Origin of the sequence: Paenibacillus lupini (genome assembly GCF_011761355.1) — a bacterium.
GTDB classification, from domain to species: Bacteria; Bacillota; Bacilli; order Paenibacillales; family Paenibacillaceae; genus Pristimantibacillus; species Pristimantibacillus lupini.
The window spans coordinates 312,208-326,875 of the sequence record NZ_JAASRW010000007.1; the positions used below are offsets into that span (position 1 = coordinate 312,208).

At 46.6% G+C, this 14,668-nt stretch carries 5 protein-coding genes; 1 reads left to right on the forward strand and 4 read right to left on the reverse strand.

Translation table 11 applies throughout. From position 1 onward, the window contains the following. The 4 genes from FHS17_RS23310 to FHS17_RS23325 all read right to left on the reverse strand — a co-directional run bounded on the left by FHS17_RS23310 (position 1) and on the right by FHS17_RS23325 (position 11,362). Complete coding sequence (locus FHS17_RS23310) at positions 1 to 7,905, reverse strand: OmpL47-type beta-barrel domain-containing protein (RefSeq protein WP_167280859.1); 7,905 nt, start codon at positions 7,903 to 7,905, stop codon at positions 1 to 3. A 180-nt stretch (positions 7,906 to 8,085) separates the two neighbouring features. Continuing rightward, the gene (locus FHS17_RS23315) at positions 8,086 to 9,261 is read right to left on the reverse strand and encodes a serine hydrolase domain-containing protein (protein WP_167280860.1); all 1,176 of its coding nucleotides are present in this window, start codon (positions 9,259 to 9,261) and stop codon (positions 8,086 to 8,088) included. Positions 9,262 to 9,406: 145 nt separating this feature from the next. Continuing rightward, positions 9,407 to 10,489, reverse strand: coding sequence for a nitronate monooxygenase (locus tag FHS17_RS23320; RefSeq protein WP_167280903.1), 1,083 nt, complete (start codon positions 10,487 to 10,489; stop codon positions 9,407 to 9,409). A 57-nt stretch (positions 10,490 to 10,546) separates the two neighbouring features. After that, positions 10,547 to 11,362, reverse strand: a complete 816-nt coding sequence (locus FHS17_RS23325) for a helix-turn-helix transcriptional regulator (RefSeq protein WP_167280861.1) — start codon at positions 11,360 to 11,362, stop codon at positions 10,547 to 10,549. 116 nt (positions 11,363 to 11,478) lie between these two features. Between FHS17_RS23325 and lacZ the strand changes: the two genes are divergently transcribed. Further along, positions 11,479 to 14,598, forward strand: a complete 3,120-nt coding sequence (gene lacZ, locus FHS17_RS23330) for a beta-galactosidase, LacZ type (RefSeq protein ID WP_167280862.1) — start codon at positions 11,479 to 11,481, stop codon at positions 14,596 to 14,598. The last annotated feature ends 70 nt before the right edge of the window (positions 14,599 to 14,668 follow it).

Below are 14,668 nucleotides of genomic sequence, written 5' to 3' on the forward strand. Positions count from 1 at the left end.
TCAGTTCTGCCTGAATTCGATGATCCGCAGCAGCAACACGGCTGCTTCTGCTCTTGTTGCATGTCCTGTCGGCTCAAATTTGCCGTCGCCTCTTCCTTGCAGGAGACCTTTCTCTTGCAACGCCGCCACGTAGCCGGCAGCCCAAGCTGGAATAGTATCCGTATCAGCGAACATACCAGTAACTTGATCTGCCTCCAGCGGCTTAATCCCAGCTGCTTTGGCCAGCATCGTAACCAGTTCAGCACGAGTTACCTGCTCATTAGGCCGGAATGAGCCATCTGAGAAGCCGTTAACGAAGCCATATCCTTGGGCTTCTGCCACAGCATTTGATGCCCAAGCTGGAATATTACCATTATCGGAGAAGCCTTCCCCGCTTCCAACTGGCTCCGAGCTATCAAGCACTGTGTTCATGAGCATCGTAACAAATTCTGCGCGTGTTACTTGCGCGTCCGGATGGAACGTGCCATCAATAAAGCCTTTCACTACACCACATCCGTATGCATTTTGTACAGCTTGATTGGCCCAATGCCCTGCCATATCCTTAAATTGGATATTGCTATCTCCATCTGGTTTACAGGTAATCAGTTTGACCGGCTCAGGAGTTTCCGGTATTTCCGGCTCTTCTGGCTTCGGCGCGACATACTGATTTCTTGAAATCGCCACTGTATAAGTCTGGATGGTAGTCCCATCCTGAGCAGTTACACGAATGGTTACCGTTTGTTCTCCAACCTTTAGCTTGACTGGCTTGTCAGTTGGTTGGCCGTCCTCAAGTAAAATTTCTACAGTTGCATTTGAATCACTTGGGACTGCAGTAATCTCCGTGCTCGATACCGAGTAATTCACTATAGCCGTATAATCAAGCAATGTGCTTTGGAATAACTCGTTCAGTTTGATGCTACTCAACGTAAGTTTGCTGAGTTCAGCATTGCTGGAGACAATCTCGAAATCATGTTCAGCCGACAGACCGCTTTCATTGCCAGCGTTATCCTCAGATTGAACCTGTATGACATGTCTTCCAATTGCAAGATCTACAATCGGTGTATATTGCCAGTTACCATCCTCATCAGCTTCTACTGCAACAGCCGCTTCACCATCCAGTACGATAATTACCTTAGACTGTTTTTCAGCTGTTCCAACAATTATTGGCTTTGTAACATTGGTTTGCGATCCGTCTGTTGGCAGAGTAATAACCGGGATTGCTGGTGCTGTCGTATCAATCACAAAACTGAGTTCCACAGCATCCTCTTTCACATTGCCAGCCTCATCTGCAACTTTAATTTTGACTCGATGAATGCCTTCACTTAATCCTACAGATGGGGAGTAGGACCAAATGCCGCCTTCTCCGACTTTGAAGGGATCAACTGTAGTACCATCGAGCGTCAGATGAATCCACGCACCAGCTTCAGCAGATCCGCTCAGCTGTGGTTTCGTTTTATTCAATTGCTCTCCCTCAGTTGGAGCTGAAATCATGGCCAGCTCTGGTGCTTCAGTATCGATCGTGATTTCAACCGTTTCAGAAGATGGACCGATATTACCGGCTGAATCCGCGGCTTCCGCAGTAATAATGTGCTTACCATCACCAAGTGCTTCATTAAGTGTGAACGACCACGCACCCAGGTTGCTTGCTTTTTTCTCAGCCATTTTCTTGTTATCGATCTTAATAGTGACTATGGAACCGGCTTCGGCGGTCCCGAAAATGGTTAACTTATCCTCATTCGTAACATCCCCGTTAACCGGTACTAGTACGATCGGCGCCGCAGGCGCTTTTGTATCTACCGTCCACGAGACAAGCCCAGATTCAGGACCCACATTACCGGCCGCATCTGCAGCTCTAGCTTTTAACACATATACACCGTCTTCCAACGGCGTTACTAGCGTGTATGACCAGTTTCCATCTTCATCAGCTGTTAGTGATTTAATCTGTGAATCTCCGATATATAGCGTGACATTTGATCCCGCTTCAGCATGCCCTTTAAGTACAGGCTTTGAGATTCCCGAAATAGTATCATTTACCGGTTCTTCGATAACAGGTGCTTCTGGTGCCGTGGTATCAACCGTAAAAGTAAATATGCCCTCCTCTGCGGCAGTATTGCCGACAGCATCTTTAACGGACACACGAACCTGATGCTTACCATCCTTTAGTGGAGAAACCGGAATATATGTCCAGCTGCCCTGATTATCAGTAGTAACTGCCGGGAGCTCCTCACCATCAATCGTTATTGTAATAATCGAATTTTCTTCTGCCGTGCCTGCTATTGTTGGAAGGTTGTCCCCCAGCACTTCACCATTAACTGGTGATTTCGTAACAGGCGCTGAAGGTGGAGTACGATCGATTCTCACATTTACCTCAGCAGTTGGACCAACGTTGCCAGCTTGGTCAATGGATCTCGCGTAAATAGTCGAAACGCCTTCCGCTGTAATGCTAGTCTCTCCGTCATATTCGGCCCAATTCTTAGCGCCTGCTCCCGTGATTCGGTATTCTGTTTTCATGATGCCCGATTCGCCGATATCCTTACCTTCCGTAATAGACACTTTCACAGAATCAGCGGAAGTCCAGTCCGTTGTATCTGGTTTAATAGAAGGAATAGTAGGCGATGTTCTATCGATACGGACAACAGCCTCTGTTACTGGTCCAACATTACCAGCAGCGTCGATTGTTCTTGCGCTGATTGTCGTTACACCTTCCGTTTCGATGTCCACTGTACCTGCATAAGTCGTCCATTCTTTTGATATTGCACCAGACAACTTGTACTCTGTCCGGTCTAATGCTGAGCCGCCTTGATCTGTACCCTCCGTAATGGAGAAGGCAGTCTTAGCAGCCGATATCCAGCCTTCCTTTTCAACCAATACTTGCGGCTCAGTTGGTGCTGTTTTATCAATATACACTTTTAAGACAGATGTATCGCTAACATTTCCTGCCTGATCCATCGTTCGTACTAGAATCGACGTCTCCCCCGTCGCTGTTACCGTAATCGTTCCCGTATAAGTCGTCCAATCAAGTGTTGCTGCACCTGATAAACGATATTCTGTTCGGCTTGCTCCGGATAACTCGTCCATTCCAGGCGTCACGATAACCTTGATATCAGCTGATGTCCATCCCGTAGCATCAGCTTGGATATTCGGCTTGGTTGGTGCAGTATGATCGATCTTAACCGTCTTGATGGACTCTGTGCCCATGTTGCCAGCATTATCTACCGTTCTTACAGTTACTTCCGTTTGCCCTTCGGCTGTCAGGATGATTGGGGTTATATAAGTCTTCCATGCTGATGTTACAGCACCAGACAAACTATATTCGACTCTATTGACACCCGATCCGCCACTGTCACTTCCAGACTCAGCCGTTACTGTCACGCTTTCTGCCGAAGTCCAGTCAAGCGCATCAGAACTTAATTTCGCTGCTCCCGGTGCTGATAGATCGATAGATTGCGTTGCCTCGGTCACCACACTAACATTACCAGCCTTATCGACAGTCCGTGCAGATACAACTGTCTGGCCTTCTTTAGTTACATCAAATGGTACTGTATAAGTCGTCCAATCAAGCGTCGTTGCACCAGACAGCTTATATTCAATCCGATCTACTGACAAAGCATTGTCTGCTCCGGCAGTCAGGGTCACAGAAATAGAAGATGATGACCAGACTCCATCCGCCGGGCTGATTGCAGGCTTAGCCGGAGCAGTCCGGTCAATATGCACCAACACCTCAGCTGTCGGACCAATATTACCAGCTTGGTCAACGGATCTAGCGTAAATTGTCGAAACACCTTCCGCTGTAATGCTAATCTCTCCATCATATACGGCCCAATCCTTAGCACCCTCTCCCGTGATCCGGTATTCTGTTTTCATGATGCCCGATTCGCCGATGTCCTTGCCTGCCGTAATAGACACCTTCACAGAATCAGCTGAAGTCCAGTCCGATGTCTCAGGTTTAATAGAAGGAATAGTAGGCGATGATCTGTCGATACGGACAACAGCCTCTATTACTGGTCCAACATTCCCAGCAGCGTCAATTGTTCTCGCGCTGATTGTCGTTACGCCTTCAACTTCTATATCGACAGTTCCTACATAAGTCGACCAGTCTTTCGTTAAAGCACCAGACAACTTGTATTCTGTCCGGTCTACTCCAGAACCGCCTTGATCTGTGCCCTTTGTTATGGAGAAGGTAACCTTACCAGCCGATATCCAACCTTCTTTTTCAATCAATACTTGTGGTGCAATTGGCGCAGTTTTATCAATGTGTACTTTTAAGACAGATGTATCACTGATGTTGCCTGCCTGATCCATCGTTCGTGCTTGAACCGATGTCTCACCCGCCGCTGTTACCGTAATCGTTCCAGAATAAGTCGCCCAGTCAAGTGTTGTTGCACCTAATAAGCGATATTCCGTACGGTTAGTTCCGGATAACCCATCCGTTCCAGGCGTTACCGTCACCTTGACATCCGCTGACGTCCATCCCGTTGCATCAGCTTGGATATCAGGCTTGGATGGTGCCGTTTGATCGATTTTAACCGTCTTTTTAGATTCAGTACCCAAGTTACCAGCATTGTCTATCGTTCTAACAGATACTTCCGTTTGCCCCTCGGCTGTCACGAGAATCGGCCCTGTATAAGGCTTCCATGCTGAAATTACAGCACCAGACAAGCTGTATTCGACCCGATTGACACCTGATCCACCACTATCCGTTCCTGCCTCAGCCGTTACGGTTACATTTTCTTCCGAAGTCCAATCCGGCGCGTCCGAGCTTAATATCGCTGCTCCCGGTGCTGATAGATCGAGAGACTGAGTTGCCTCGGACTCCGCACTAACATTTCCAGCTTTATCAATAGTCCGTGCAGATACTGTAGTTATTCCTTCTTTGGTGATATTAATTGGTCCTGTGTAAGCCGTCCAATCAAGCGTCGTTGCACCGGTCAGCTTATATTCAACGCGATCTACCGTCGAAGCGCTGTCTTCTCCCGCAATCAGCGTCACGGAAATGGAAGCAGCCGACCATCCTCCATCATCCGGGCTTATTGCAGGAATAGTTGGAGCAGTCCGGTCAATTTTTATCACGCTCGTCGACACTGAACCTACATTACCGGCATTATCCACACTTCTTACGCTAACCGTTGTCTGCCCCTCGGCGCTGACAGATACTTGGCCCGAGTATGTTGTCCAACCAAGCGTTGTTGCTCCACTTAAGCTATATTCCGTTCTGCTGACACCTGAACTGTTATCCGTCCCTGCCGTAATCGTCGCTGTAACAGAAGAGGCTTTCGTCCAACCAGATGCATCTTGCGTTATGGTTGGAGCAGTTGGTTTTGTTTTATCGAGCTTCACTGTAACTGTCGCAACAGTACTTATGTTGCCTGCTCTGTCGATAGTTCTTGCTTCCACCATTGTCTGACCCTCAGCGCTGATAGAAAGTGCTGCGGTATATGTTGTCCAATCCTTCGTTGTCGCACCTGACAGTTTGTATTCGGTTTTACTCACACCAGAGCCGGTCTTGTCCGTTCCGGACACGATCGATACGCTCACATCCGATACACTCCAACCCGTAGCAGAAGGTGTAATTACTGGTGTAGTTGGTTTCGTCTTGTCGATTAATATCGCGCCTAAGCGTGGACCACTAGTGTTGCCTGCCTGATCAACAGTTCTAGCGTTAATGGTTGTCTGGCCTTCGGCCGTAATTGTCACAGCTCCCGTATAAGTAGTCCAGCTAAGCGTTGTACCTCCGCTCAGCATGTACTCCGTACGGGCTGCTCCAGAACCAGTATCGGTCCCTGGCGCCAATGTGAATGTAGCATCAGCTGCCGTCCATGCTATGGTAGACTCCTTGATGTCTGGCACCCCAGGAGTAGTACGGTCAATTTTAACAATGCCATTCGAGACAGCACTAATGTTGCCTGCCGTGTCTACGGTTCTGGCGCTGAGCGTAGTCTGTCCTTCTGCGCTAACCGTCACTTGTCCTGTGTATGTCGTCCAGCCAAGTGTTGTTGCACCACTTAAACTATACTCGGTCCTACTGACTCCTGAACCGCCATCTGTCCCCGGAGTAACGGCTACTTTGACTGAAGCAGCATTCGTCCAGGCTGCCGTGGCAGGAGTAACAGTTGGTGCTGTTGGCACTGTTTTATCCAGCTTCACAGTAACTGTTTTGATTGTACTAATATTACCTGCATTATCAATTGTTCTAGCCTCCACGGTCGTCTGACCGTCAACCCCAATAACGAACGAAATGGAATAGGTTGTCCAGTTCAAGGTCTTAGCGCCAGACAGCTTATATTCCGTCCTGCTTACGCCGGAGCCTCCTGTGTCCGTACCGGGAGCAATGGTGACCGTGACATCTGTTTGATTCCAAGCCGTTGATGATGGTGTAATACTAGGAGCGAGTGGCGGTGCTTTGTCTATTTTAATGACCGCAGTTCCCTCAGCGCTGACGTTGCCCACTTCATCAATATCTCGTGCATGGAAAGTCGTTTCTCCTGTTGCTGCTAAAGTTACAGTACCAGAATAGGTAGTCCACCCTAGCGTAGTGGCGCCTGTTAGACTATACTCTCTGCGACTCACACCAGAGCCGCCAGGATCAGAAGACGCTGACAGAGTAGCAGTAACATTATTCGCGGCCCATCCGCTCGTAGATAGATTGACTGATGGCGTAGACGGCGCTGTCTTATCAATCTTAATAACAGCCGAAGCTGTAGTGCTGAAGTTCCCTGCCTTATCTATTGTTCGGGCGGTTATGGTTGTCTGCCCCGATTGGGAGATAGGAATGGATTCCCCAACAGAATAGGTTGTCCAGGCCAAGGTCGTCGCGCCAGTGAGACTGTACTCTGTTCGGTCCACCCCCGTTCCAGCATCTGTTCCCGGTGTAATCGTCACATCCACATCGGTACCGTTCCATCCGCTTCCCACACCTGTAATCGTCGGTGCTGTCGGTGGATTAAAGTCAAATGTAAGCTTATAAAGCTTGGTGTTGGTTGAATAGTCCAAATAATTATACCCGCTTACAACATACACATCGGAACCAACTGAAACCAGGCTGGCATCCGTTAAATGACCCGTGTTCTCACTGTCCTTCGTCCAGTTATTCGTCGCTGGATCGTAAATAAAAAAATTATAATTGCCCATGACCAGCACTTTCCCGTTCTCAAGCGTTACTTGCGAATGCCTGAAAAAAATATCATCATAGGCATACGGTAACGAGGCTGCTTTCGTCCATGTGTTAGCAACAGGATCATATATGAACGAAGAATAGGAGTATGCATAACCGTTTAAACCACCAGTTAACAGCACCCGACCGTCCTTCAAGGTGCTTTGAGCTGCTTCATACAAGGTAACCGGCAGAGGAGCTACTTCATCCCAACGATCCATTGATGGATCGTAAATATACGAATTGTTATACGTTATGCTTTTCCCGGGATAATAAACTTCATTAGATCCCCCAACAATCATGACACGGCCATCTGCCAGCGTACTCTGCGTTTGTCCGAGCACGGTATGGGGGACGTTAGCGGCATTTGTCCATGCATTTGTTTGCGGATTATAGATTCGGGCCAGATCGTTGTATACATACCCGATATTGTTCTCGAATGCATTTCCTCCGGTTACCAATACTCTGCCGTCCTGCAGCATGGATTGTTTATGATAGGCTACTGGCAAAGTAGGAGCATTCGTAGTCCAGGTTTTACTAATCGTATCGAACACGTACGAATTCTTAGACTTGGAATTCGATCCGTTCTGTCCCCCTGTCACCAGAATTTTGTTCCCAGAGAGTACAGCGCTTGCCGAAGCTCCTGGAATCGGTTCTGGAAGATTGGACCATTGTTCCATCGAGACGGCAGCAAAAGCCGCCTTTCCGCCTCCCGTAGGCCAGAATACCAAAGCAATTGCAGCCAATAACAGGCCGTAACTTAATTTACGCAGCAAAATCTTCATCCTCCTCTAACTGAATGAGCAGGAACAGCTTAGCAAAGATACAGTTAACAGCCAATTAACTTTAGTTAATTCCTCGTGAAAAAAATGCAGAAATTTGACGAAATTGACGAAATAAAAGGAGCAGTGCAGGGAATGCCCCTCACTGCTCCTATTTTATGGATCTTTATGCTTTTACAATGAGCTTAATACAATATTACGAAGCTTACGAGTAAGCGGCGTTGTACCCGCATCTTTTTTCTGTATCATAAACAAAATGGTCATTCCCTCTTGAGGGAAATTACCAAAGTAGGCACCAAGCCAGCCATCCCAGCCATATTCTCCTTGACTTGCTAGAATTCCTGTTATCTTCGTATCCGTTACAATACGCATCAGGTTGCCGTAGCTATGTCCTGCCATTGTATGCCACGATTCAAAAGCCGGCTGCTGGCGGGCATTCAACGTCCCTGAAGTCAAATACTCGACCGTTCTTGGCCGCAGAATTTGAACACCATTCAGATTTCCATTGTTTATAAGCATCGTTGTGAATTTGGCAGCATCATCAATCGTAGATACGAGTCCCGCTCCTCCTGATTCGAACGCCGGATTGCGGTCCATTTGATTAATAATGCCAAGATGATTACCCTCATACAGCGTCAATCCGCCTTCGCTATTGTCCGCGTACGTTTTGACAAGACGTTCTTGCTTCTCCTCAGGCAGCCAGAAGCCGGTATCCTTCATACCAAGAGGGCCAAACAATTCTTGCTGCAAAAACTCGCCAAACCGTTTACCACTTATAACTTCTACTACCGCTCCCAGCACATCAGCAGAAGTTCCATATGCCCAAGAAGATCCCGGTTGGAATGCAAGCGGGCATTCACCCAATCGGTTCATTGCTTCCACCGTACTTACAGGCGATTCACCAAGCAAACGTTCATCAATTTCTCTGAACAATGCTTCTGTTGCTTGTCCAGCTGCATTTGCTCCACCGTAAACCAATCCACATGTCATATCAAGCAGGTCATGGATATTCACTTCCCGCTCTACGGGCACCAATTCGCCGTCTTTCTCCGCCAGCTGGTTCTTGAAACCAGGTAAATAACGGCTTACCGGATCAAATAGATCAATTTCCCCACGTTCTACCAGAATCATAACGGCAGTGGCCGTAACCGGCTTTGTCATGGAATATAGACGGAAAACGGAATCTCTTGTAATAGGACGTCCCGTTTCCAGATCGGATAATCCGTCTTCGTGATAGAAGATTTCTCTTCCGTCCTTTATCACCATGAAATTAGCGCCTGCTACTTCGTTGTTTTCGATACCTTTTCTAAGTGTTGCCTTTAGCTGACTGACTGCTGTTTGATCTAACATGTTCAATAGTCTCCTTCTCTGCAAATCACATCTTCGGACCAGGGTCGGTTGATATATTCGCTACATTAAAGGAAAACTCCTCTTACATCTGTTCCCAAATCAAAAACGCCTGCAAACTTTTTGCATGGCGTCTCAAATCTCTGAATCAATTGTCCTTATTTTTATTTAACCTTTCAATAAGCGCCGCAGCCTGCTCCATGGTTTGTTTTACGATATCAGAAGCAGTAAGCTCCTTAGCTAACCTAACGCCTTGTCCAGTCCATAGTGACATGTACTCTGGGTTGTTTGCTTTGGCGGCTGCTTGGCGAATATCTCTCGTCAACGTGTTCTGAATCGGATAGGCAGGAATGGTTCCTGAGTACAATCTCATTTTGTTTATAAAATCATTACGAATGCCACGAGCGGCTTTGCCCGAATAGGCATATGTAACTACTGTGGAATCTTCGTTTGACGTCAAAATTTTCTCTTTGTAAGCGGCATGAGCGCCACTCTCGAGACTTACCAAGAACGCAGTCCCCATCTGCACCGCGGATGCTCCTAATGCAAGACTTGCAACGAGTCCCCGACCGTCCATAATTCCTCCCGCCGCGATAACTGGAACGGCAACATGATCTACAAGTTGAGGTAATAGAGCCATTGTACCGATAAGAGCGTCTCTAGCCTCCCCCACAAACGTACCTCGATGTCCTCCTGCTTCACTTCCCTGGGCAACGATAGCATCTACTCCGGCTGCTTCTAACTGGATGCCTTCTTCAACTGTTGTTGCTGTGCCAATTACGACAATTCCACACTGTTTCATTTCTTCGATGATATTTTGCGAAGGAATTCCGAAGGTGAAACTAAATACCGGAACGTTCTCCTCCAGCAATACTTGCACCTGCTCATTGAATGTTTCTTTTAATTCCGATGTCGATGAATTTAACGAGATGCCAAGCTCAGTACGAGTTTCATTAAGGTAATTGTTCATTTTCTCAATGATGTCTTCAGATACTTCCGTCTGCTCAGGCACGAATAAATTGACACCAAATGGCCGGTCTGTGCGCTTCCTGATTTCCCTGATTGTATCTCGGATCTGTTCTGGCGTTAAGTAACCAGCCCCCAAGCTGCCTAATCCACCTGCATTTGAAACTGCAGCAATTAATTCCGGGATTGTAGGTCCACCTGCCATTGGTGCTTGGATGATCGGATATTGAATGTTTAGTTTTTGAGTTAACGTAGTCTCCACGATAGTCACCATCCTTATATAATTGGAAGACAATTTTCACTTCATAGGCTTCATCTATCACTACAACAAACCATGCAGCTTCTTAAAAGCTTCTGGGTTCATGCCATTTAGCTTGCGGAAGACATAGCCATAGTAACTGGAGCTTTCAAATCCAACCTTCCCCGCTATCTCATACATTTTCATCTTCGGAAATTGAAACATAAGCTGCTTGCTGCGCTGAATACGTTGTTGATTCATATATTCGATTGGTCTGATATTCATCGTGAGTTGAAAAATCCGGCATAAATATTGAGGAGTTACAGCTACGATATCCGCTAGCTCCGTTAATGTAATTGGTCTTTGTAAATTATTCTCGATATATTGCAAAACAGGCTTAATCCGATCAAATTCTTGATCCGTTGGGGTTATTAATTGATACTTCAAATCAATCAATAAAGCATAGAGCAGCTTGGACCGTTCCAGACTGGCCTCCTGCTCATTGTCTATCGTTGTCGTTAGCATTTCCTCCAAAGGCATGATCAGCTTATTCTCTCTTAATCTGCCGATTCCTGATTCACCAATTCCGGCAAACAGCATCATTTGCCCAGCTTCACGGCCATTAAAGGATACCCATGACAACTTCCATTGTTGACTAACCGGTCTATAGGAATGCACCTTATTCGGGAACAGGAAGAAGCAATCGCCAGGCCCTACTCGATGTACATCCCCATTTATTGTAAGCTCTCCCCATCCCTCTAACACTTGATGAAACTGATAATCCGGAAATCCATCCAAACGTTCCGTTTCCGGCTGATGCTCCCAATAGCCAACTGTTGTTGCATATATCGGAAGACCCGAGGTCTCATCCAGCGAGCAAAAGATATAGGTACTCTTCATTTTATCGCCTTCGTTTCATATTTTGAGATAAGAGTGTAATATCCTTATATTTTATAAGTATACCTTCAATCCTATAATATGAATATACTCATACAGATTGATAGGAGATGACACTTTTGCGTTCGAAACTTGATTATCAGCCTCCGAAAAATGGTTTTCCCGAATGGAATAATAACCCGGAAACTTTCCAGGTCAACCGTATTCCTGCACACGCTTCCATGATGTCTTACCACTCACTGGAGGAAGCACTGGTTGGAGATAAAAGTGCTTCAACACGTTATTATTCATTAAACGGAATCTGGAAATTTGCTTTTGCAGAAACGCCGGATAAGCGTATTCAGACTTTCTATCAATCGGATTATGATGCTAGCAGCTGGAGTGACATGCCTGTCCCTTCCCATTGGCAGTTCCAGGGCTTCGACTATCCGCAATATACGAATATCCGTTATCCTTGGGTTGAATCAGAACCTGATTTAAAACCACCTTTTGCCCCAACAAAATACAATCCAGTTGGTTCTTATATCCGTTCCTTCGAAGTTCCTGAAGCCTGGGATGGTCAACCTGTTTATCTGAGCTTTCAAGGTGTAGAATCCGCCTTTTATGTTTGGGTAAATGGAGAGCTTGTTGGTTATAGCGAGGATACGTTCACTCCGGCTGAATTTGATATTACAGCCTACTTAACGAATGGCGAGAACAAGCTGGCCGTTGAAGTCTATCGTTGGTGTGACGCCAGTTGGCTGGAGGATCAGGACTTCTGGCGTCTTAGCGGTATTTTCCGGGATGTCTATTTGTACACGAAACCAAAACAGAGCATTGCGGATTACTTCGTAAGGACGCAATTGGATGGAGCATACCAAGATGCAGAAGTAACGATTGATGTGAAACTCGACAATTATTACAACGATGCCGCTGAGGGCATCCGTATTGAAGCTCAGCTATATGACTCCAAACAGCTTGCGATCTGGCAGGAATCACTTGCTGCGACAACTTCCTTCGAGCGCGATGGAGAGCGTCAGCTTACGTTGTCGGGGCAAGCTCTGAATCCGCTGAAATGGAGTGCCGAGGCTCCTCATTTGTACACTCTTGTTCTATCCCTGTTCGATAAAGTGGGTAATCTTCTTGAGACAATCAGCTCTAAAGTTGGCTTCCGTACATTTGAAATAAAAGATGGCCTGATGCTGATCAATGGCAAACGGATCATTTTCAAAGGCGCAAACCGTCATGAGTTTTCCTGTGAAACCGGACGCGCGTTGTCCAAAGAAGATATGATCCGCGATATTATACTGATGAAGAGCCATAACATTAACGCCGTTCGTACCTCCCATTACCCGAATCAATCGGTCTGGTATGAGTTCTGTAACGAATATGGCCTGTATGTTATCGATGAGACGAATCTTGAAACTCACGGTTCCTGGCAATATGCGCAACAGGATTTGCCGGCCCATACCGTACCTGCCAGCCATCCGGAGTGGCGCGCGAATGTACTTGATCGCTGCAACTCCATGTTCCAGCGGGACAAGAATCACCCGTCCATCGTCATTTGGTCGCTTGGCAATGAATCATTTGGCGGCGATAACTTTATTGCGATGCATGATTTCTTGAAAGAAGCAGATCCTACGAGGCTCGTACATTATGAAGGAGTATTCCATTACCGCCCTTCTGAAGCAGCTTCCGATATCGAATCGACGATGTACATCAAGCCGCGTGAAATTGAAGTATACGCACTGAGCAATCCGAAGAAACCTTATATTCTTTGCGAATATTCCCATGCCATGGGCAATTCTTGCGGCGGACTTCATAAATACACGGAGCTGTTCGACAAATATGATATCCTGCAAGGCGGATTTATTTGGGATTGGGTGGATCAGGCGATCCGCACAACGACTGCAGATGGAGTCGAATATCTCGCTTACGGAGGAGATTTCGGCGAATCGCCTCATGATGGCAACTTCAGCGGGAATGGATTACTCTTTGCTGACAGGACGGTAACGCCGAAGTTATATGAAGTTAAGAAATGCTACCAGAATATCGCTATCTCTCCGATTGATCTCGCTAATCAAACGATTAGTGTGACCAACAAGCATTTGTTTACCGATCTAAATGCATTTGATTTGAAATGGGAAGTTCAGCTTGAAGGGAACGTTGTACAAAAGGACTTCCTGAAGGTATCCCTGGCTCCAGGCGAGACAACTGAAGTCACCCTGCCTTATACACCTTCATTCACTGAACAAGAAGCTGTGCTTACCGTTTCCTTTGTCATTCCTGAAGCAACGATTTGGTCTGATGCTGGTCATGAGATTGCATGGGAGCAATTCGTGTTATCCCCACGTTTGACACGGACTAAGCGCAGTATCGAACCAACTGCTCTTTCCCTGCAGATCGTGGAGTCGAATGAGGCTATAACCATTACTAATCCTCTGATGACGGTTACTTTTAGAAGGTTATCTGGTGAATTGGTCTCGTATCGCTCAGGAATTAGAGAGCATTTACTTGAACCCGTTCGTCCTAACTTCTGGCGGGCTGTCACTGATAATGACCGTGGAAACAAGATGCCGGAGCGTTGCTCCGTATGGAAGGATGCAGCAAGCACGAAAAAGCTTGTTCAATTCGATTGGACTGCTGCTTCAGATCGTTGTCACATCACTGCCGTTTATCAGCTAGCGACTAATCCAGTGTCCACGCTGACGATCAACTATTGCGTACATTATGATGGCTCCATTGACATTCAAGAGCAGTTGCTCCCAGGCAATGATAAGCTGCCTGAGATTCCGGAGTTTGGTCTATTATTCGTACTTGACGGAAGCCTCGATACGATCTCTTGGTACGGTCTTGGTCCTCACGAGAATTATTGGGATCGTAAATCCGGTGCCAAATTAGGACTGTACAGCGGTAAAATACAAGATCAATTTGTCCCTTACCTTCGTCCACAAGAATGCGGCAATAAGACCGATGTCCGTTATGCTCGGATTACGAATGCTTCCGGTGACGTTGGCTTGAACTTCGACAGCGCAGCAGTAATGGAGATCAATGCACTTCCATGGACACCAGAAGAGCTTGAAGCAAACGACCATCCATATAAGCTGCCTGTTTCAAACAAAACCGTCCTTCGTGTGAATGACAAGCAAATGGGCGTTGGGGGCGACGACAGCTGGGGTGCTCCAACTCATCTGGAATATAAGCTGTTGACCAATCGGTCATATAGCTTAGCGTTTACTATTTCTTTGATCTCTCGATAATATCCAAACAAAAAACCATCCTGCTGGATGGTTTTTTTGTTTGGAAAAGTTATAATCCACTACCGATATA

Bases quoted from the DNA above. Each gene is read 5' to 3' on its own strand.
- FHS17_RS23315 (WP_167280860.1), bottom strand. From the start codon at position 9,261: ATGTTAGATCAAACAGCAGTCAGTCAGCTAAAGGCAACACTTAGAAAA.
- FHS17_RS23325 (WP_167280861.1), bottom strand. From the start codon at position 11,362: ATGAAGAGTACCTATATCTTTTGCTCGCTGGATGAGACCTCGGGTCTT.